This window comes from Rhizobium mongolense subsp. loessense (assembly GCF_900099775.1).
In the GTDB taxonomy this organism is placed as follows: Bacteria; Pseudomonadota; Alphaproteobacteria; order Rhizobiales; family Rhizobiaceae; genus Rhizobium; species Rhizobium loessense.
In genome coordinates, this window is the sequence record NZ_FMTM01000007.1 from 162,504 (window position 1) to 181,258 (window position 18,755).

The 18,755-nt window shown below is 59.1% G+C and carries 21 protein-coding genes and 1 tRNA gene; 10 read left to right on the top strand and 12 right to left on the bottom strand.

Going from position 1 to position 18,755, the window contains the following annotated elements:
* The first annotated feature begins 70 nt into the window (after positions 1 to 70).
* The gene (locus tag BLP23_RS21900) at positions 71 to 556 is read left to right on the top strand and encodes a BA14K family protein (RefSeq protein ID WP_092586903.1); all 486 of its coding nucleotides are present in this window, start codon (positions 71 to 73) and stop codon (positions 554 to 556) included.
* A 36-nt stretch (positions 557 to 592) separates the two neighbouring features.
* On the opposite strand, the gene BLP23_RS21905 is transcribed toward BLP23_RS21900, so the two are convergent.
* The gene (locus BLP23_RS21905) at positions 593 to 1,456 is read right to left on the bottom strand and encodes a LysR family transcriptional regulator (RefSeq protein WP_092586904.1); all 864 of its coding nucleotides are present in this window, start codon (positions 1,454 to 1,456) and stop codon (positions 593 to 595) included.
* Positions 1,457 to 1,550: 94 nt separating this feature from the next.
* On the opposite strand from BLP23_RS21905, the gene BLP23_RS21910 reads away from it, so the two are divergent.
* Positions 1,551 to 2,555: a bile acid:sodium symporter family protein gene (locus BLP23_RS21910; RefSeq protein ID WP_092586905.1), complete on the top strand. Its 1,005-nt coding sequence runs from the start codon at positions 1,551 to 1,553 to the stop codon at positions 2,553 to 2,555.
* Between the two features lie 68 nt (positions 2,556 to 2,623).
* Here BLP23_RS21910 and BLP23_RS21915 read toward each other — a convergent pair whose 3' ends face one another.
* Entirely contained in the window at positions 2,624 to 3,091 is a 468-nt protein-coding gene (locus BLP23_RS21915) for an Hsp20 family protein (protein ID WP_028739736.1), read from the bottom strand.
* 404 nt (positions 3,092 to 3,495) lie between these two features.
* Between BLP23_RS21915 and BLP23_RS21920 the strand changes: the two genes are divergently transcribed.
* On the top strand, positions 3,496 to 4,470 hold the full coding sequence (locus BLP23_RS21920) for an alpha/beta fold hydrolase (protein ID WP_092586906.1): 975 nt from the start codon (positions 3,496 to 3,498) through the stop codon (positions 4,468 to 4,470).
* Between the two features lie 12 nt (positions 4,471 to 4,482).
* Here BLP23_RS21920 and hisN read toward each other — a convergent pair whose 3' ends face one another.
* Together hisN and BLP23_RS21930 are read right to left on the bottom strand one after the other, a co-directional pair.
* Entirely contained in the window at positions 4,483 to 5,256 is a 774-nt protein-coding gene (gene hisN / locus BLP23_RS21925; RefSeq protein WP_092586907.1) for a histidinol-phosphatase, read from the bottom strand.
* A 251-nt stretch (positions 5,257 to 5,507) separates the two neighbouring features.
* Complete coding sequence (locus tag BLP23_RS21930; protein WP_092586908.1) at positions 5,508 to 6,389, bottom strand: N-formylglutamate amidohydrolase; 882 nt, start codon at positions 6,387 to 6,389, stop codon at positions 5,508 to 5,510.
* Between the two features lie 190 nt (positions 6,390 to 6,579).
* Between BLP23_RS21930 and cpdR1 the strand changes: the two genes are divergently transcribed.
* From cpdR1 to BLP23_RS21950, 4 genes are all read left to right on the top strand, one after another.
* Positions 6,580 to 6,942 carry a response regulator CpdR1 gene (cpdR1, locus tag BLP23_RS21935; protein ID WP_003542883.1) on the top strand — a complete coding sequence of 121 codons (363 nt, stop codon included), beginning with the start codon at positions 6,580 to 6,582 and terminating at the stop codon, positions 6,940 to 6,942.
* 84 nt (positions 6,943 to 7,026) lie between these two features.
* Positions 7,027 to 7,101: transfer RNA gene (locus tag BLP23_RS21940), tRNA-Val, on the top strand.
* A gap of 601 nt (positions 7,102 to 7,702) precedes the next feature.
* On the top strand, positions 7,703 to 7,900 hold the full coding sequence (locus BLP23_RS21945) for a CrpP-related protein (protein WP_208603183.1): 198 nt from the start codon (positions 7,703 to 7,705) through the stop codon (positions 7,898 to 7,900).
* Positions 7,901 to 8,094: 194 nt separating this feature from the next.
* Positions 8,095 to 8,571 carry a hypothetical protein gene (locus BLP23_RS21950; RefSeq protein ID WP_092586909.1) on the top strand — a complete coding sequence of 159 codons (477 nt, stop codon included), beginning with the start codon at positions 8,095 to 8,097 and terminating at the stop codon, positions 8,569 to 8,571.
* A gap of 3 nt (positions 8,572 to 8,574) precedes the next feature.
* Here BLP23_RS21950 and BLP23_RS21955 read toward each other — a convergent pair whose 3' ends face one another.
* Complete coding sequence (locus tag BLP23_RS21955; protein ID WP_092586910.1) at positions 8,575 to 9,273, bottom strand: hypothetical protein; 699 nt, start codon at positions 9,271 to 9,273, stop codon at positions 8,575 to 8,577.
* 150 nt (positions 9,274 to 9,423) lie between these two features.
* Between BLP23_RS21955 and BLP23_RS21960 the strand changes: the two genes are divergently transcribed.
* Positions 9,424 to 9,942: an MgtC/SapB family protein gene (locus BLP23_RS21960; RefSeq protein WP_092586911.1), complete on the top strand. Its 519-nt coding sequence runs from the start codon at positions 9,424 to 9,426 to the stop codon at positions 9,940 to 9,942.
* A 42-nt stretch (positions 9,943 to 9,984) separates the two neighbouring features.
* Here the strand turns inward: BLP23_RS21960 and BLP23_RS21965 are convergent, their stop codons facing one another.
* Complete coding sequence (locus BLP23_RS21965) at positions 9,985 to 10,167, bottom strand: hypothetical protein (RefSeq protein WP_092586912.1); 183 nt, start codon at positions 10,165 to 10,167, stop codon at positions 9,985 to 9,987.
* Between the two features lie 72 nt (positions 10,168 to 10,239).
* Complete coding sequence (locus tag BLP23_RS21970) at positions 10,240 to 10,473, bottom strand: hypothetical protein (RefSeq protein ID WP_092586913.1); 234 nt, start codon at positions 10,471 to 10,473, stop codon at positions 10,240 to 10,242.
* Positions 10,474 to 10,882: 409 nt separating this feature from the next.
* Here BLP23_RS21970 and BLP23_RS21975 point away from each other — a divergent pair, with 409 nt between their 5' ends.
* Entirely contained in the window at positions 10,883 to 12,001 is a 1,119-nt protein-coding gene (locus BLP23_RS21975; protein ID WP_092586914.1) for a DUF475 domain-containing protein, read from the top strand.
* A gap of 104 nt (positions 12,002 to 12,105) precedes the next feature.
* Here the strand turns inward: BLP23_RS21975 and BLP23_RS33770 are convergent, their stop codons facing one another.
* The 5 genes from BLP23_RS33770 to BLP23_RS22000 form a co-directional block, all read right to left on the bottom strand.
* A complete protein-coding gene (locus BLP23_RS33770) occupies positions 12,106 to 12,276 on the bottom strand; it encodes a hypothetical protein (RefSeq protein ID WP_092586915.1) in 171 nt (56 codons plus the stop codon).
* A gap of 159 nt (positions 12,277 to 12,435) precedes the next feature.
* Positions 12,436 to 13,953, bottom strand: a complete 1,518-nt coding sequence (locus BLP23_RS21985) for a tripartite tricarboxylate transporter permease (RefSeq protein ID WP_092587058.1) — start codon at positions 13,951 to 13,953, stop codon at positions 12,436 to 12,438.
* Between the two features lie 11 nt (positions 13,954 to 13,964).
* Positions 13,965 to 14,456 (bottom strand): tripartite tricarboxylate transporter TctB family protein, encoded by a 492-nt coding sequence (locus BLP23_RS21990; protein ID WP_092586916.1) that lies wholly within the window; start codon positions 14,454 to 14,456, stop codon positions 13,965 to 13,967.
* Complete coding sequence (locus BLP23_RS21995; RefSeq protein ID WP_092586917.1) at positions 14,453 to 15,397, bottom strand: Bug family tripartite tricarboxylate transporter substrate binding protein; 945 nt, start codon at positions 15,395 to 15,397, stop codon at positions 14,453 to 14,455. The genes BLP23_RS21990 and BLP23_RS21995 overlap by 4 nt, the downstream gene beginning before the upstream one ends.
* A 303-nt stretch (positions 15,398 to 15,700) precedes the next feature.
* Complete coding sequence (locus BLP23_RS22000) at positions 15,701 to 16,747, bottom strand: ABC transporter substrate-binding protein (protein WP_092587059.1); 1,047 nt, start codon at positions 16,745 to 16,747, stop codon at positions 15,701 to 15,703.
* A gap of 138 nt (positions 16,748 to 16,885) precedes the next feature.
* Between BLP23_RS22000 and BLP23_RS22005 the strand changes: the two genes are divergently transcribed.
* Positions 16,886 to 18,754: an adenylate/guanylate cyclase domain-containing protein gene (locus BLP23_RS22005; protein ID WP_092586918.1), complete on the top strand. Its 1,869-nt coding sequence runs from the start codon at positions 16,886 to 16,888 to the stop codon at positions 18,752 to 18,754.
* The last annotated feature ends 1 nt before the right edge of the window (position 18,755 follow it).

The window sequence follows — 18,755 nt, forward strand, 5'->3', positions numbered from 1 at the left end:
CGTTTAAAATTCGGCCGTCGCTGGAACTTTTCAGGAACAATTTCATTGATAGCTAGAAAGGTGAAAAGCCATGAAAACGTTAGCTGTCGTGTTCATCTCAGCTATGACTGCCTTGACCAGCGTACTGCCAGCCGAGGCATTTCCTGCGATCAATCTCGAAAAGCCGAAAGTCGTGTCGAACATAGAGCAGGTTCGGGATCGCGACTGGAGTGGATGGAGCAATTTTGCTAGGCGCCGCTACCTCAAGAGTGTGCGCAGCAATCGCGGTTCATACTATGGCGGTTATCGTGGTTATCGCTACAACAGATATTATGGCCGCCGGTACCACGATTATGACAATGACAACGACGCCGCCGCAATTATCGGCGGATTGGCGCTCGGCGCGATCGTAGGCGGTGCTTTGGCTCAGCCAGGCTATTATGGCCCGTCCTCCTATGCTTATGGCGGCAACGGTCATACGAGCTGGTGCTACAGCCGATATCGCTCTTATAGGGCCTGGGATAATACGTTCCAGCCGTACTATGGCCCGCGCCGACAGTGCGTTTCGCCCTATTGATCGGCAAGCAACCGAAACCCGCCGCCCGGCGGGTTTCTATTTTTGTGCGCCCGATCGCAGACCCCGCACCTTCCCAAGAATGTCCTCCGAAAGCGCCGACACCAGCGCCTGATCGGCCCCTTTGCGCGGCACGAGTACGAATTCCACATCCTCCAGCAGCGGCAGCCTTGCCGTGCCGATCTCTTTCAATCCCGAGGGGGCCATGCTGCGCGGCTGCACCAGTACTCCCATTCCTGCCCGCGCCGCGGCCGTAAGCCCGCTCAGGCTGCCGCAGGTGCAGACGATCCGCCAAGGCACCTGCATTCGGCTGAGCGCCTCGAGCGCAATGCTGCGGGTGACACTTGGCGGCGGGAAGGCTATCAGCGGCAGCGGTCCTTGTGCAAGCACATGCTCCGGATCACGCGCCAGCCAGACCAGCGGCTCGCGATAGACAAGCCGGCCACGGGCATCGCCGAGCCGGCGCTTGGCAAGCACCAGATCGATCTCGCCATTGTCTTGCATCTCGTAAAGCGCTCCGGAGAGCGCTACCGTCAATTCCAGATCGACCGATGGATGCGACCGCACGAAATCCTCCAGCACGGCCGGAAGCTGGCTGGTCACAAAGTCTTCCGAGACGCCGAGGCGGAGACGGCCGCGCAGACTGTTCTCCTTGAAAAGCGATTGCACCTGCCCTTCGATCGAAAGCATCAGGCGCGCATGCGAAAGCAGCGCTTCGCCATCTCCGGTAAGCACGACCTTGTGGGTGTCGCGCGCCAATAGCTTTCGCCTAAGTGACGTTTCCAGCCGCTGGATATGTTGGCTGACGGTCGATTGACCGAGGCCAAGCCGCTCAGCCGCGAGCGTGAAACTGCCCATCTGCTCGACGGCAACGAAGCTGCGCAATTGCGTGAGATCAAGCACGGCTGTATCCTAATTCGCGATAACTGTTATTTCTTGCATCCTGATTCATAATGAGGGACAAAACAACGAAATTCTGAAATGCCGAGAAAGCATCATGCGCCGCTTCTTGCCCGATACCTTCACGATCCTCCTCGTGTGCACCGTCATTCTTGCCTCGCTGCTTCCGGCGAGCGGCATTTTCGCGGATTATTTCGGCGTTGCCACCGGTCTTGCCATCGCCCTGCTGTTCTTCCTGCATGGCGCCCGGCTATCCAGCGACGTCGTCATTGCCGGCATCCTGCACTGGCGGCTGCACCTCGTCATTCTTCTGACGACATTCGCCATCTTTCCGCTGCTCGGCATGGCGCTCGGCCTCATCCCGGATTCGATCCTGCCGCGGCCGCTTTACCTCGGCATCCTTTTCCTGTGCGTCCTGCCATCCACGGTGCAATCGTCGATCGCCTTCACCTCGATGGCAGGCGGCAATGTGCCCGCTGCCATCTGCTCGGCCTCCGCTTCCAACATCTTTGGCATGTTCCTGACGCCGCTGCTCGTCGGCCTGCTCTTTTCCGTCGGCGGCCATGGCGGCTTTTCCTGGGATGCGCTGGAGCAGATCCTGCTGCAATTGCTTGCTCCCTTCGTGACAGGCCAGATCCTGCAGCCTTGGATCGGCGGTTGGATCCGCGCAAAGAAGAAAATCCTGACGCCAATCGATCGCGGATCGATCCTTATGGTCGTCTATCTCGCCTTTAGCACCGCGGTCGTCGAGGGCCTGTGGCACACCTTCTCGGCCAGAGACATCGCGGTCGTCGTCGTGCTCGACATGATGCTGCTTGCAATCGTCCTGCTGCTCACCATGCATGGCAGCCGCCTTCTCGGCTTCAACAAGGCCGACGAGATCACCATCACCTTCTGCGGCTCGAAGAAGAGCCTGGCAAGTGGCGTGCCGATGGCAAGCGTCATCTTCGCCGGCCAGTCGATCGGCGCCATCGTCCTGCCGCTGATGCTCTTCCACCAGATCCAGCTGATGGTCTGCGCGGTTATCGCGCAAAAATATGCCGCAGCGGCTGCGCATCGGATAACAAAAGAGGAAGCCGACGAGGCTGCGAGCCCAGCCTGATCCGCAGCCAACAAAAAGCGGCGCCCCAACGGAGCGCCGCCTGTCTTTCTTATCCTGGGAGGGATCGGTTAGTTGGCGACCTGAGCCTCGATAGCCTTCGGTGCGCTTACCGGCTCTGCGGCAATCGCGATCTTGCGCGGCTTCATGGCTTCGGGGATGCTGCGAAGAAGGTCGATATGAAGCAGGCCGTTCTTCAGCGAAGCGGCGGTCACCTCGACATGATCGGCAAGCTGGAAGCGGCGCTCGAAGGCGCGCTTGGCAATGCCGCGATAGAGGAACTCACTGCCCTCGGCATTCTCTTCGCTCTTGACGCCCTTGACGGTCAGCGCGTGAGCTTGAGCCTCGATCAAGATTTCGCTTTCATCGAAACCGGCGACGGCCATGGTGATGCGGTAGGTGTTCTCACCGGTGCGCTCGATATTGTAGGGCGGATAGGTATTGCCCTGATCCGGCTGGGCCAGGCTGTCGAGCATGGTGAAGAGACGGTCGAAACCGACGGTCGAACGATAAAGTGGAGAAAAGTCGACGTGACGCATGATGTCCTCCTTAAGGAAGCGACGTGTTGCGATACATGCCCCTGAAACCCCATATTCGGCAGCTTCGGGACGGTTCAGCGGACCCGTTTGGCACCCGCAGAATTCAGATGGTGATCGACTTTCTGCAGTTCAAGACCCTTTTGAAGCTCGGTGAACGGGGCATGAACGCGAGGTTCGGCATGCGTTCAGCAGCACGTCTGTAGAAGTAGTAATTGTCGGGTGATTAAACCGCCCGATGGCTGAAGTGCATCGTCCCTTCTTCTTCAGTCCGATTTTACGGCCGGCGCCGGGCATCCCTCAAATCGCCCCGCCGGTCCCTTTTTATTCGCTCCGCGCTTAACAGTTGATTTTCCGTCTCCGTGCATTATCCCCTACACTCAAGGCGGCATCGAAAGCAGCGGCTCATGGACAGCGTCCTTATTTCGACAACTGACAATCCGGTTCCGGAAAACCGTACCGAAGGCTATTTCGAGACCCATGACGGCTGGAAGCTGCGCTATGCGGTGTTCCGTTCCGATGCCTCCGTTGCAAAAGGCACGGTCGTCATTTTGCAGGGACGCAACGAATATATTGAGAAATATTTCGAGACGATCCGCGATTTAACGGCGAAGGGCTTCTGGGTTGCGATCTTCGATCTTCGTGGCCAGGGCGGTTCGCCACGGCTGATCAAGAAGCGGCAGCATGGCCATGTGAGGCGCTTTTCCGATTACGAGCGCGACCTAGACACCTTTCTGGAAAAGGTGGTGCTGCCCGACACCCGCCTGCCCTTCTACCTGCTCGGCCATTCGACCGGTGGCCTGATTGCGCTTTCAGCGGCCCCCTATCTTGCGACACGCATTGAACGCATGGTGCTTTCCGCGCCCTTCATCGGCCTGATCGGCCAGGCAGCGTCAGCCTCGACCATCCGCCGCCTGGCCGCAACGGCTTGCGCGCTCGGACTTGGCTCGCTGCCATTGAGCCGCAAGCTACGGGAGCTTCCTTTCCAGGACAATCCTCTGACATCGGACGAGGTGCGTTTCGAGCGCAACATTGCCATGATGACGGAGCATCCGGAACTGATGCTCGGCCCGCCGACCGCGCGCTGGGTCCATGAATCCTTCAAGGCGATCGACAAGGTACTCATGCCGAGCCACCTCTTTTCGATTACCATCCCGACGATCGTCATTGCCCCGACCCGCGACGGCGTCGTGCCGTATATCGCGCAGGAACGGCTTTCGCGCTATTTCCGCGCCGCCCAACTCGTGCCGATCAATGGCGCGCGGCACGAGATTTTTCAGGAGCGTGACGCCTACCGGGCCGCAGCACTGGCCGCGTTCCATGCGTTTATTCCCGGCAGCGACGCTGAGGCGGCTGAAGAGGTCGAAGGATTCGGCGTCTAGACGGATGGCTTCTCAGCGCTGCAGGATCGCAAGTGCCTGGTCGTAAACAGCACGGCTGCCGGCGGCGATGATCGAGCCACCGTTTTCCGGCCGCCCGCCGTCCCACGTCGTGATGATGCCGCCCGCATTTTCGATCACCGGAATGATCCCGCCGACATCGTAGGGCTTGAGGCCGTTTTCGATCACGAGATCGACATGGCCGGCCGCGAGAAGTGCGTAGGCATAGCAATCCGTGCCATAGCGGAAGAGCCGGACCTGGCGTTCGATCTCGCGATATTTCTGCATTTCCAAGCCGGTGAAGAGATGCGGCGAAGTGGTGAAGAGGATGGCGTTCGAAAGCGTGCCGCAATCGCGTGTCTTCAAGCGCCGTTCGCCCTCCGGTCCGGAATAGATCGAGCCATTCTGGTCCGCGAAATAGCGCTCGCCGGTAAAGGGCTGCTCGATCATGCCCATGATCGCCCGGCCGTTCTTCTGTAGCCCGATCAGCGTTCCCCATACAGGCACGCCGGAAATAAAGGCCCGCGTACCGTCGATAGGATCGATGATCCAGACATAATCACGGTCCAGGCCAACATCGCCGTGTTCCTCGCCAAGAATGCCATGATTGGGAAAATGCTCTTCAATCAGCTTGCGGATTGCCGCTTCCGCTGCCCGATCGCCCTCGGTAACGGGATCAAATCCACTCGAAAGCTTGTTCGTAACATCGAGGCCGGATCGGAATCGCGGCAGTGTCTCGGCCTTGGCGGCTTCCGCCAGGCGATTGAAGAACGAGCGGTCAGGAAGCATGGATAATCCGTTTTTCTGGGCCGTGTGGCACGCATTTCTTAGCGGAATTGCGTTCGAATGCAAATCTACCAGGCATTTTCTCGATACCTGCCTATATATTTTGCATCGCAAAATGATGATTGACAATTGTGCATCGCAGCAGTAGCTTCTTCATACAGTCTTCTGACTGTAAATACCCTCCTTGGGTGTTTCCTCCCTAGACTTAGCCGCGCTGAACAGCGCGGTTCTTTTTTGAGCGACTGTCCGGGGGCTTATTCGGCAGCAAGCGCCGTATCGGTTGCAAACTGCTCCACGTAGCTGGCCATCTGCCGCATGAAGCCCGTGACGGCGTTGACGATCAGCGGAAAATCCGTGTGCTTTTCCAGCGTCACTTCGTCCACATAGATCGCCCGATTCACCTCGATCTGCAAGGCGTGCAGCCCGCGCGCCGGCCGCCCGTAATGCTCGGTGATGAAGCCGCCGGCATAAGGCTTGTTGCGGATGGCAGTGAAACCCATCTCCTCGAGAATACTGATCGCGGTACGCGAAAGTTCGGCCGACGCGCTCGTACCATACCGGTCACCGATGATGAAGTCGGGCCGCGTATTGCTGCCGGCGACGCGGACATTGCCCGGCATCGAGTGGCAGTCGATCAGCACGCCGAAGCCGAACTGCACGTGGGTGCGCGCAATCAGCCGGCGCAGCGCGGCGTGGTAGGGTTTGTAGATGCTCTCGACCCGATCGAGCCCTTCCTGCACCGGCAGCCGTCGGGCATAGATTTCCATGTTCTCGGCAACGATGCGCGGAATGGTGCCGAGCCCGCCTGCGACGCGCAGCGAATTGATGTTCGCATAAGGCGGCAACAGGCCATCGAACATGCGCGGGTCGAGTTCGTAAGGTTCGCGGTTCACATCGAGATAGGCGCGTGGAAAATTGGCGAGAAGCAGAGGGGCGCCAAGCGGGCTGGCGGCTGAAAAGAGCTCGTCGACATAGTGATCCTCCGACCGGCGGATGGAAATGCCTTCGAGCCGCGACTGGGCGATAAATTCCGGTGGATAAATACGGCCACTGTGGGGAGAATTGTAAACGAAGGGAATGGTCTGCGACACGGGCTCACGGATCTCAAAAAGCTCGTATTCGCGAATTTCCGGCACCTTTTTCCCTCTTAACCATGTCACAGGACGGCTGCTTTGCCCATGTTGCCAGTTGCCTCACCGCAAGTCCATACTATGTAGCGGGGATGACAGCCTTGGGTAGGCAATTCACCGGTTGTTTACCGGCCAAAGTCTAGTGTAAATAGCTGGCGCCTCCCACCAAAAACCTATTCACCAATCGGTCTGGATAATGACTCAGAAGATACTGCTCGCCGAAGACGACAACGACATGCGCCGCTTCCTTGTAAAGGCGCTCGAAAAGGCCGGTTACAAGGTTCTTTCCTACGATAACGGCGCAAGCGCCTATGACAGGCTCCGGGAAGAGCCCTTCTCCCTGCTCCTGACCGATATCGTGATGCCGGAAATGGATGGCATCGAGCTCGCACGCCGTGCGACCGAACTCGACCCGGACCTCAAGGTCATGTTCATCACCGGTTTTGCGGCCGTTGCACTGAACCCTGATTCGAAGGCGCCCAAGGATGCAAAGGTGCTTTCCAAGCCTTTCCATCTTCGCGATCTTGTTGATGAAGTGAACAAAATGCTTGCCGCATAAGGCTTGCGGGCGGCGGGTCACAAAACTTCAAAAAAGCCTATTGACGGCTCCCAAGGTTTTGTGATCTATGCGCCGCCATCGGATGGGCGTGTAGCTCAGCGGGAGAGCACTACGTTGACATCGTAGGGGTCACAAGTTCGATCCTTGTCACGCCCACCATTCGATCCCTCTTGAAATTACAAGAGGACTTCGTCAAACCGCTGATTGACGAGTTATCTTCCAGGATGTGAGCAATCCTGCGCTACGGCGCAAAACTGCGCCCTTGCCCAACACGGCTCACACAAGCCAGCCAAAACCCCATCAAATACTTTACTTCGTAAGCGTGGCGTCTTCAGATAGAGTTGATGCGGTTTGCAAGTTCGGCGTCTCAGGGATTGCTGCGATGAAAAACATCGTGAACGCATAAACTGAGAACAACGTCAGCACCGCGGTCAATCGAATCATTCAGTATCTCCTTATTCACAATGACAGCTTGACCCATATCGGGGTTTTCCAAAACCGTTTTCTGAACGGGAGATGAACAAAAACGTGTGACGGGGCATTTTAACGATATTTTTACAACACATTTTGAAGAGTCTCTCCTCTTCCCGAGGGTGCTTATAAGCCGGAAGAAGGAGGGTTTCATGGTCGTGAAGGAGGTATTGCTCCATTCGAGCTAATCCTGTGAATAGCGGGAATCGACGCCGGCGGCCTGGACATTAGCAAAGAGAAATGTTTGCCTGGGAAGGCTGGCTGAGGGGCCGGCGGTTGGGGGCAAGCGATGAATATAGAAGACCTGCTCGACATGCAGGAGCGCGGAATACGCGACCGGATCCTCGGCTACGCTTTAAGCGACAATCCCATGTCGCGACCGGAACTGATGCCGATCTGTGACGCTACGGAGCTTGAAATCTGGTATGCCCGCTACGAGGCATGGCGTTTCGGTTGGTCCGTCGAGGACGCCAGCCGGCGACACTGAGCGTTTGAATGGGCGAAGGCTCCGCGCAAGCAAGAGGGAAGATACAGAGGCCGGCCCGTCGTTGTTGACGGCCACGCTTCCCAGAACGGGCCGCTATCCCTGCAGCGGCCCGTTTTTCTTGAGCGCGGCAAATTTCGGACACAGAAACATGCGACCCCCGTCCGGTAAACCAGCATGACAGGATTCCTGAACAGATGAGACTGACAGTGATTGCAGCTGCGGCGCTTTCCGCCGCAGCTTTCGCCTCCGGCGCCGACGCCGCCTCCCAGAATTTTCCAGGCGCCGGTGTTTCGACACTCGCAGGCAAATGCGCAAAGCTCGTCGTTGGCAACGTGGATGCAACGAAAGGCTGCAAGGGCGAACTCGCCAGCGTGGGACTGCCAAACGGCCAGGTGACCTTCATCTTCACCTCAGGCGGCAAGATGCTTGGCTTCCAGGGCGATGGCACCGCGATCAAGCCGGCATCTAACGGCAATGCCAGGATTCCGCTCAAGATGGTGACAACCGGCGTCGGCGAGAAGATGACGGGCCAAGTCAAGGTGGCAGGCACCTGCACATTCGGCAACCCTTACGGCGGCAAGCCGATCGTGATCGAATGCTCCGCGAAAAGCAAGGATACGGCCTTTACCGGCAGCTTCCGCACCAGCGGTAAGGCTCCGAAGCAGAAGTAGACCTCAGGCGCACCACCCGCCGGCAGCGCCAGGCTTGCGGGCAAGGCCCTCGGTAATCAGTTGCGTGCCCAAAGAGCGGCCGCCGCGCGAAATCACGTGCGGCGCACCGGTACTGGCGGGCTTGCCGGCAGCGTTCATGATGAAGGGCCCGGCATTCAGAAATTTAAGCAGCCTCGATTTTGCGGCAAAGCCGATCCTCCGCTCGCCTTCGCAACGCGCGGCGCCGACATCCGGCACTACCACATCCGCGATTACGATCTTCTCGCCCTTATACCAGAATATCCCACCGTCTCCGACGCAGTTCACATGCTGGCCCTGCCCGCAATAGCCGAAGGCGGCGCGCGCGCTTTCCGGGCCGGCGGGTGATGTAGCCGTTGGAGAGAGCTTCACAGGCTGCGCTGCAGGAACAGGAACGGCTTCGGGCGGCACGGGACGCTGCGGCTGCGAAGCAATAGCCTGCCTCGGCGCGCTCTTGGCGACAGCCGGTTTCGGTGAATCTGCCTTGATTGCAGCGGTAATCGCGGCTGTGTCCGGCGCGCGGGAGGCAAGAATCGGGCGCACGCTCTTCCAGTTGTCGTAAAGCGCGATACTGCCAACGGCAACAATACCGGCGAAGAGCCAGGGCAAGGCTCCACCATGCCCCCTGCCCTTCGATTTTGCGGATGATTTGCGGCGGCGGCCGCGAGGTGCAGTTCTAGCCATCTGGTCCGAATCCCGTGATGGGCGGATTATCGCCTCCCAATCCTTTCCGAAAGGTTGGCATGGAGCCGCAACGTCGAAACGGACGAACAAAGAGCCGCAGAGGACGTTAGCCCCGCGAAGAAATGTTCACCCGAACGGAGCGCCCTCTCCATGGATATCGTCTTTGCCGACATGTTCCCTGAATCCCGTATTCAATACCCGGTGATCTTTGCCCGGCTCATCGGCGCGATTGTGCTTGGCGGCATCATCGGCTTCGAACGCGAGGCGCAAAACCATGCAGCGGGTCTGCGGACCCATATCCTGGTGAGTCTTGCGGCAGCGCTTTTCGGCATCATTTCCATCGAATCCGTGCATATGCCGGGCTTTGCCAACGACCAGCAGGTCCGTATCGACCCGCTGCGCGTCATCGAGGCCGTGACGGCGGGCGTCGCGTTTTTGGCCGCGGGCATGATCGTCTTTTCCAGAGGCAGGGTGAAGGGCCTGACGACGGGAGCAGGCATGTGGCTCTCGGGCGCGATCGGCCTTGCCATGGGCTTCGGCTATTGGCCGGTTGCCTTCTTCGCGACGGCGGCGGCGGTCTGCGTCCTTTTTGCTCTGGGCAAAATGGAGCAGCGCCTGGAGCGAGGATCCGGAAAACAGCCCCCGCCGGAAGACGATGCCGACTCATAAAAAACGCCCGGTATGCCGGGCGCGCTTTATCGGCGATGAGAATTAGCCAGTCTTCCCTCTTGAACTGTCCTTGTCTCCAGGCGCGCCCGTTTCGCCATGAGCAATAGTGCTTGATGCCGTTTCGCGCTTCTGGATATCAATGCCATTCTCGGCGGCCTCTTTGAGAGCCTGCCATTCGTTTTCGTGTTTCAGATAGATGTCCTGCGGCACGAGATCAGTCGTCATGGAGTCCTCACATTTTTGTCCGGGCCTTAAATGCAAAAGCCCTGACATCGGTTCCCGCGCCGCCTGAAAAATCTAGGCGCGCCGTTTGCGACCTTTGGACGCTGCAAGGTCTGGACCGCCTTTTGAAAGATCGCCGCCGGTGACATGAGCCGGAACATGAATGTCGTCCATCGGCGTCTGCGGCAGTGTCAGATCGACATGGTGCGGCGGCAGCACCTGCACCTTCTGCATGCGGTTCGGCTTTGCCCGCTTCATGCGGTCTGCCGCTTCCGCACGCTTGTCGGGAGAATGAGTCGAAGTCTGCATTTTGTGGTCCCTCCTTTTTTATCGCGCCGGCAATGGGTTCCATTGCCTCAACCAGGGCCTAACGGGCGGGCGACTGCATGGTTCCAAAGAAAAGCTTCGGCGCGGACCGCGCGGCCGCCTTGACTGGCGCCACAGGTTGACTACCTAGAAGGCTGATCCGCGGCCAAAACGATGCGCATGGTTGCCCCCCGTGCAAAAGCATCGGCTGCCGGACAAACACTGGTGCCGGGCCCCTCTGGCGAGAGTTTTTACGGCGCTCTCGTGATGTCGGTACCGCCTGCAAATAGCCGGCGGATTTTCACTCGATGAAAAAGCTCACAATGCCTCACGCGCATATCCCTTACGATATGCCGCGTTTTTCAATCACATCTTCCTTCCAAAACGACGTCCGCATCAAAGAGGTGCGGCCATGAAGCAACCCATCAGCCATAAATCCACGCTCGGCTATTTCCGCTGGGCTTTTATCATAACGGCCGTTGGCCTGGCGCTCGGCGCTTTGCTGGGCTGGCAGTCCACCGGCACGATCAGCGGCATGGCGACTATCTTCTTTATCTGCACGGTTCTGGCCGTGCTGGAGATTTCCCTCTCCTTCGACAACGCGATCGTAAACGCCAACAAGCTCAAGGAAATGACGCCTGTCTGGCAGCATCGGTTCCTGACCTGGGGCATTATCATTGCCGTCTTCGGCATGCGCATCGTCTTTCCGCTGGCAATCGTGGCGATAGCCGCAAGTATCGGCCCGATCGACGCCGTGATCCTCGCCGCACGGCAACCGGCCGAATATGCGCGCATCATGAACGAGGCCCATCTGCCAATCGCCGCCTTCGGCGGGACTTTTCTTCTGATGGTCGGGCTTTCTTACTTCTTCGATCCTGAGAAGGACGTCCATTGGATCGTCTCTGTTGAAAAACTGATGTCGCGCGGTGCGACGGTCAAGGGCATCGAGATTGCCTTCGTTCTCCTATTGATTCTCACTTTCGCTTCACTGCTTGACGGCCAAGAATCGACGACCTTCGTCTACAGTGCGATCTACGGTCTTGTCACATTCCTGGTGGTCGAGGTGATTGGGGCAATGCTGGACGCCTCGCAAAGGGCCATGGCTGAAGCGGCACGCGGTGGGCTTGGCGCATTCATCTATCTTGAGGTTCTGGATGCAAGCTTCTCGTTCGACGGCGTCATTGGCGCCTTCGCCCTGACGCAGAACCTTTTCATCATCGCCATCGGTCTGGGCATCGGCGCAATGTATGTACGCTCGATGACGATCATGCTCGTCGAAAACGGAACACTGACGCATTACCGCTACCTGGAGCACGGCGCGTTTTATGCGATCCTGATCCTTGCGATCATCATGTACGTCCAGACCCTCTTTCACATTCCGGAAGTCATCACCGGTCTCGGCGGTGCAGCGCTTATCGGTGTCTCGCTCTGGTCCTCGATCCGCCACAACAAGCGGAAGGAAGCCCGTGCGAAAGCAGCAAGGGCGCAGGCCGAAGTCCAATCACCTGCCCGCGAGCGGCTGGAGGCCTGACATTTCCAAGGCCGCAGCGCTTGCAAGCGTTGCGGCCTGACGGACAAAAATAAAGCCCGCGACCAACCGGTAGCGGGCTGTTTCATGCGTGATGTATCGGGAAATTAACGGCCGATATGATCGAAGGCATCCGGTGCGATACCGAGAACCTGGAGGTCCCGGGGCTTCGGACGGCGACCCGCTTCAAATGCAGCGCTTACAGCATTTGCAGCGCCGATGACAGCGAAGGCACGGCCGAAGAAACCTTCCCGAATGGACTTGCTGTAGGAGGACATTGTCTTTCTCGCTTTGGCTTCATTATTGACACCTGATATATGATGCGCTGCAGCATTCTCCACAAGTGACGGGATTTCAGGCCTGCCATGCAAAAACAAGCGGCCGACCCATGTTTCAGGGCCGGCCGCAAGAAGGGGTTCGAGCAGTATTTTTCTTCTTTAGTCTTCGCTTGCAGCAAGTTGCGAAAGAACTTCGCCGCGGCCGCGTATTCTCAAGATCAACGGGATGATGAAGGCCGCAGCCGCCACGAGCAGCAGCCCGGCTGCGATCGGCGACGTGACAAGCGTCGTCACATCGCCCTGGCTGATGGCGAGCGCCCGGCGGAGCTGCTGTTCGGCAAGCGGCCCGAGAATCAAGCCGACAACCACAGGAGCGATCGGATAGCCGAAGAGCCGCATGATATAACCAAGAACGCCGAAGGCGAGCAGCATGCCGAGCTCAAACACCGAGGGATTGGCGCCGATGGTACCAAGCGTCGCAAACAGCAGGATGCCGGCATAAAGCCAGGGCTTCGGGATCGTCAGCAGGCGGACCCAAAGCCCGATCAGCGGCAGGTTCAGAACCAGCAGCATGGCATTGGCGATGAGCAGGCTGGCGATCAGGCCCCAGACGAGCTGCGGATTGTTTGCAAACAGCAGCGGACCGGGTTGCAGGCCGTATTGCTGGAAGCCTGCGAGCATGATTGCCGCCGTCGCCGTCGTCGGCAGGCCGAGCGTCAGGAGCGGCACCAGCGTACCGGCTGCCGACGCGTTGTTTGCCGCCTCCGGGCCCGCTACGCCTTCGATCGCACCGTGACCGAATTCTTCGGGGTTCTTCGCCAGGCGTTTCTCGGTCGCGTAAGAGAGGAACGTGCCGATTTCGGCCCCGCCAGCCGGCATTGCACCGATCGGGAAGCCGATCAAGGTACCACGCAGCCATGCCTTCCAGGAGCGGCCCCAATCCTGCGCCGTCATCCAAAGAGAACCCTTGACCGCTTCGACCTTGTCCTCGCCGCGATTGGCTTGGGCCGCGATATAGAGCGTCTCCCCGATCGCAAACATGGCAACCGCAAGCGTGGTCACTTCGATGCCGTCCAGAAGATCTGGAATGCCGAAGGAAAGACGTGCCTGGCCGGTCTGCTGATCGATGCCGACCATCGCCAGCGCAAAGCCGATGAAGAGCGACGTCAGGCCGCGAAGCGCCGAATCGCCGAAAGCGGACGAAACGGTCACGAAGGCGAGTACCATCAGAGCGAAATATTCACGCGGCCCGAAGATCAGCGCCAGTTTGACGATGTAGGGCGCGATGAAGGCAAGGCCGAGCGTGGCTATGAGGCCGGCGACGAACGAACCGATCGCCGCTGTCGCCAGCGCCGGACCGCCGCGACCCGCGCGCGCCATCTTGTTACCCTCGAGCGCAGTGACGATCGAGGCGCTTTCACCCGGTGTATTGAGCAGGATGGAGGTGGTCGAGCCGCCATACATGCCGCCGTAGTAGATACCGGCGAACATGATCAGCGAACCGGCCGGGTCGAGCTTGTAGGTGACCGGGAGAAGAAGGGCGACCGTCAGCGCCGGGCCGATGCCCGGCAGAACGCCAACCGCGGTGCCAAGCGTGACACCGACGAACGCGTAAAGAAGGTTCATCGGCTGCATGGCGACCAGGATGCCCTGGAAGAGGAATTCGAAGGTGCTCATCGCATCCAATCCTAGAAGAAGAGTCTCTCGAACGGTCCGGCAGGCAGCGTAAGCTGCAGCAGCTGCGAGAAAATGATCCAGACGACGAAGCTGAAGACGATACCCGCTGGGATCGAAAGCCAGAGCTTGCGACGTCCAAAGCCGCGCGCCGTGAAGGCAAAGAGAATGCCTGTGGCAATCGAGAAGCCGGCCGTCTTCAGAAGCAGCATTTGCGCCGCAAGACCTGCCACAATCCAGATGACGGGAGCGACTTCCTGATGTTCGCGCTCGGGAAACTCATTGCGCAACGCCTCGAAGACGGTCCAGATGCCGAGGCCGATCAACCCGAACGCCACGACCTTGGGCGCGGTAGCCGGGCCGATGCGAGCATATTGGGCAATCGCTTTCATATGCGTGGCGTCCCAAAGCATGACGGCCGCAACGACGAAAAGACAGATAGCAATGATCAGCGCCGCCCAATCCGGGCGGCGCTTCGTTGCCAAGGGTGCGTTGCCCCTGCTCATTTAACAAGCCCGATCTCTTTGAGGATGTCTTCGGTTGCCGAGACGTCCTTCTCGAGCTGCGCCTTGAAGGCATCGCCGGCGAGGTATGTGTCGGCCCAGCCCTTCGTCTTTAGGATTTCCTGCCAGCCTGCCGACTTGGAAAGCTTGTCGAAATCAGCGGTGACAGCAGCCGTCTGCTCAGGCGTCAGGCCGGGAGCGGCGGCGACCATCCGCCAGTTCTGCACGCTGACATCGACGCCAGATTCCTTCAACGTCGGAGCGTCGACACCGTCAATGCGCTTATCGCTCGAGACGGCGAGCAGGCGGAGCTGACCGGCCTTCACCTGCGATTCGAATTCGCCGTAGCCTGAAATGCCGGCCGTTACCTGTCCGCCGAGGATAGCGGCAAGCGCCTCACCGCCGCCCGAGAAGGCGACATAATTGATCTTCGTCGGATCGACGCCTGCGGCCTTTGCGATGAGACCGACTGCGATGTGGTCGGTACCGCCGGCCGAGCCGCCACCCCAGGACACCGAACCCGGATCAGCCTTCAGCTTGGCAACGAGGTCACCCATCGTCTTGATGTCGGACGATGCTGGAACGACGATGGCCTCATACTCGCCGGTCAGGCGAGCGATCGGTGTGACGTCCTTCAGGGTGACAGGTGACTGGTTGGTGAGGATCGCGCCGACCATGACATAGCCGCCAACGATCAGGGCGTTCGGATTGCCGCTGTTCTGGCTGGCGAACTGCGCCAGACCGATGGTGCCGCCGGCGCCCGGAACGTTCTGAACCTGAACATTGCCAGAGATGCCTTCCTTCTGCATGACGGTCTGCAGCGAGCGGGCCGTCTGATCCCAACCGCCGCCGGGTGCGGCAGGCGCCATGATGGTGTAGTCGGCCGAATAGGCCGGCAGCGCAATAGCGGCTGCAAAAAGCGTTGCAAGGAAAGTATGCTTCACGATGTGTCCTCCGTGATCGCGGTGAGCGCCGCGTATTGTTCTCAAGGGAATCGAGAAGCGTTGCCGGGCAGCGGACATTGATGGTCCGCAATAGCGACGGAGACTCCTCCCGAAACGTCTACTCTCCGCCTCCACGAAGAGAAGTACCAGAACCGCACCACATCAAGCTGTCATTTAGCTGACATCGGCAGGATATCCAGCGCCAAGGACACTTTTTTGCCGTAATTCAAGCATGAGCGCCCGGTTATGCCGGTGGCGTACATGTCAAATTCGCTCCAGGGTGGGTGCAAACGCTATCGCCATCTACTGTGTCCGCAGCACCTCGTTCCAATGGGCAATCAGCCGCGCGCGTTTGACCTGGTCGAGATAGACCATCAGGCCCGGACTGACCGGAACGGGCCGCAGCTGGGCACCGAGAAGCTCCTGTAGGGTGTTAGCCGTATTCTCGCCTGCAACTTCGGGGCTGACCGCCGGGATCTGCAGTTTTCGGGCCATGATCGTCTGTCCTTCCTTCGACATGAAGAAGGTGAGATATTGCCGCCCGAGTTCCGGCTCCGCCGCAGCCTGCGGCACCAGCCCGATCCGCGACATCACGACTGTATAATCCTTCGGCAGCACGATGCCGACATCGGGGTGCCGAGACGCCCAGTCCGCCGCATAGGAGCCTAGAATGTTGTAGCCGAGCACGAAGCGCCCGTCGGCTACCCTCTCCAGGATCGCCGAACTCGTCGAATAGAGCTTGACGCCCGCAGCCCCCATCGCCCGGATCACCGACCAGATGTCCCCGAACTGCTCCTGGTCGCGCGCCATGAACAGAAAGCCGACGCCGGAGCGTTCGATGTCATAGGTGCCGATGCGGCCGTAAACCGCGTTGCCTTTGCGCTTCAGGTAATCGACGAATTCCGCCCGTGAACTTGGCACCGGCTCATGCAAAAAGCTCGGCTTGTGATAGACGAAGACGGCCGGCTCGAAGGTGAGCGCATAGGCCGTGTTGCGCCAGTTTGCCCATTTCGGCCATTGCCCGCTCATCGGCAGATTACTGACCTGCGCATAGCCGTCGTTGGAGAGCTTCACCTGCAGGTCCATCGCCGATGAAAAGGCGAAATCCGCCGTTTTTTTCCCGGAATCCGTTTCCCGCACGATCCGGTCATAGATCTCGCCCGTCAGCATGTCTTCATAACGCACGGCGACATCCGGATTGGCCTCCTGAAAGCCATGGATCATCGGCTGGGCGAGAGGCTCGTCGAGCGAGGAATAGACCGTCAGCACCCGCGCATCCGCCTTGCCGGATTTCGCGGGATAAAAGGCCTGATCCGCGGCTGCAAAACCGGGACAGAGCAGAAGCAGCACAACAAGAAGTCTCCTCATGAGCGCAGAATGCATCACCACGCTTCACCGGGCAAGCACGAGTGATTGGGTGCTGTCTCGCAACGCGACAAGAGCATTAAAAGACGCTAAGCTAATTTAGCCAACCGTATGGAGGGGATATTGGAACGACGGCTGAGTGCCATACTCGCTGCCGACGTGGTGGGTTACAGCCGTCTGATGGGTATCGACGAGACCGGTACCCTGCAGGCGCTCAACCGCCACCGCTGCGAACTGATCGATGTCAGGATCTTCGACTACAAAGGGCGCATCTTCAAGCTGACCGGCGACGGAATACTCGCGGAATTCCAAAGTGTGGTAAACGCCGTCGCCTGCGCTGTCGAAATCCAGCGCGAGATGGCAATGCGCAACAAAGACGTCCCCCAGGATCAGCGCATCGAATTGCGGATCGGCATCAATCTCGGCGATGTTGTCATCGAGAACGACGACGTCTTCGGCGACGGCGTAAACGTCGCTGCTCGGCTCGAGGGCCTTGCTTCACCGGGTGGCATTGTCGTTTCCGGCTCGGTTCGCGATCAGGTCGGCACGCGCCTCAACATCGGTTTCGAGTTCCAGGGGGAGCAATCTCTGAAGAACATCAAGCAGAATGTGTCGGTGTTCACGGTTCTCCTCGATCCGCCTTCTGCAACGGCCGGCGCGTCGGACGACCAAACCCGCAATACTTGCTTTATTGCCGTTCTGCCTTTCACCAACATGAGCGGCGATCCTGAGCAGGAGTATTTCGCCGACGGCATCACGGAAGACATCATTACCGACCTCTCCAAGATATCGAGTCTACACGTCGTGCCGCGGCACACTGTCTTCACCTACAAAGGGAGTTCGCTGAAGGTAAAGCAGCTCGCCCACGAACTCGGCGTGCGATACATTCTCCAGGGCAGCGTCCGCATCGCCGGCGCGCGCGTGCGCATATCCGGCCATCTCATCGATACCGCGAACGGCGACCATCTGTGGGCCGATCGCTACGACCGGAATCTCACCGATATCTTCGCGATCCAGGACGAGATCACCAATTCGATCGTCGGCCAGCTCAAGATCCGACTCCTGCCCGCCGAGAAGAAGGCCATCGCCGCCGAACCCACCGCCAATATCGAGGCCTATACCTACTACCTGCGAGGCCGCCAGCTATCGCACACCTGGACGAAGTCATACCTGCACCTTGCCCGCAGGATGTTTTGCAAGGCTGTCGAGCTCGATCCTGACTATGCGCGCGCCTATGCGGGTATTGCCGATTGCGATGCGGCCATACGCGATTGGGACCCGGAAAATGTCCCTCTCGAAAACATCCTGCAGATGAGCGCCCGCGCCCTTGAACTCGATCCTGATCTTGCCGAGGCCCATGCCTCCCGGGGTCTGGCCTTGCATCAGAACGGCCAGGATCAGCAGGCCATTGCAGCCTTCGAGCGGGCGCTTGCACTTGAACCCAATCTTTATGAAGCGAACTTCCACTATGCGCGATTCTTCTTCATGCGCGGTGATTTCGCCAATGCCGTCCGCTACTTCACGCGCGCGGCACATATCCGCACGGACGACTACGTCTCACCTATTCATTTGATGAGCGCCCACCGCTCGCTCGGGCGCATGTCGGAGACGGAAAACTGGGCCAAGCTCGGGCTGCTGCGAGCGGAACGCGCACTGAACCTCAGTCCGGAAAATTCAGGACCGGCCCATCGCGGCGCCCTGGCGCTGGCGCATCTCGGAGACAGGGCGAGAGCAAGGGATTGGGCCGCCCGCGCCATCGCGATCGATCCCGACGACATCGTTGCGCAATACAATCTGGCTTGCGTCTATTCCGTCCTCGGCGACGTGGACGAAGCGATTGATATCCTGGAGAAGCTGATGCCGCGAAGCTCGGTCTACCACATCAAATGGTTCGATAACGACTCCGATCTGGATAACATTCGCAGCGACCAGCGCTTCCAGAAACTCCTGCTCGCAGCGCAGGAGGAACAACCCCGGGAGGTTGCTGAATAGA

What these genes read in the sequence shown, in the direction of transcription:
- BLP23_RS21900 (WP_092586903.1), top strand. Translation starts at nt 71, where the DNA reads ATGAAAACGTTAGCTGTCGTGTTCATCTCAGCTATGACTGCCTTGACC.
- BLP23_RS21910 (WP_092586905.1), top strand. Translation starts at nt 1,551, where the DNA reads ATGCGCCGCTTCTTGCCCGATACCTTCACGATCCTCCTCGTGTGCACC.
- BLP23_RS21915 (WP_028739736.1), bottom strand. Translation starts at nt 3,091, where the DNA reads ATGCGTCACGTCGACTTTTCTCCACTTTATCGTTCGACCGTCGGTTTC.
- BLP23_RS21920 (WP_092586906.1), top strand. Translation starts at nt 3,496, where the DNA reads ATGGACAGCGTCCTTATTTCGACAACTGACAATCCGGTTCCGGAAAAC.
- hisN (WP_092586907.1), bottom strand. Translation starts at nt 5,256, where the DNA reads ATGCTTCCTGACCGCTCGTTCTTCAATCGCCTGGCGGAAGCCGCCAAG.
- cpdR1 (WP_003542883.1), top strand. Translation starts at nt 6,580, where the DNA reads ATGACTCAGAAGATACTGCTCGCCGAAGACGACAACGACATGCGCCGC.
- BLP23_RS21945 (WP_208603183.1), top strand. Translation starts at nt 7,703, where the DNA reads ATGAATATAGAAGACCTGCTCGACATGCAGGAGCGCGGAATACGCGAC.
- BLP23_RS21950 (WP_092586909.1), top strand. Translation starts at nt 8,095, where the DNA reads ATGAGACTGACAGTGATTGCAGCTGCGGCGCTTTCCGCCGCAGCTTTC.
- BLP23_RS21955 (WP_092586910.1), bottom strand. Translation starts at nt 9,273, where the DNA reads ATGGCTAGAACTGCACCTCGCGGCCGCCGCCGCAAATCATCCGCAAAA.
- BLP23_RS21960 (WP_092586911.1), top strand. Translation starts at nt 9,424, where the DNA reads ATGGATATCGTCTTTGCCGACATGTTCCCTGAATCCCGTATTCAATAC.
- BLP23_RS21965 (WP_092586912.1), bottom strand. Translation starts at nt 10,167, where the DNA reads ATGACGACTGATCTCGTGCCGCAGGACATCTATCTGAAACACGAAAAC.
- BLP23_RS21970 (WP_092586913.1), bottom strand. Translation starts at nt 10,473, where the DNA reads ATGCAGACTTCGACTCATTCTCCCGACAAGCGTGCGGAAGCGGCAGAC.
- BLP23_RS21975 (WP_092586914.1), top strand. Translation starts at nt 10,883, where the DNA reads ATGAAGCAACCCATCAGCCATAAATCCACGCTCGGCTATTTCCGCTGG.
- BLP23_RS33770 (WP_092586915.1), bottom strand. Translation starts at nt 12,276, where the DNA reads ATGTCCTCCTACAGCAAGTCCATTCGGGAAGGTTTCTTCGGCCGTGCC.
- BLP23_RS21985 (WP_092587058.1), bottom strand. Translation starts at nt 13,953, where the DNA reads ATGAGCACCTTCGAATTCCTCTTCCAGGGCATCCTGGTCGCCATGCAG.
- BLP23_RS21990 (WP_092586916.1), bottom strand. Translation starts at nt 14,456, where the DNA reads ATGAGCAGGGGCAACGCACCCTTGGCAACGAAGCGCCGCCCGGATTGG.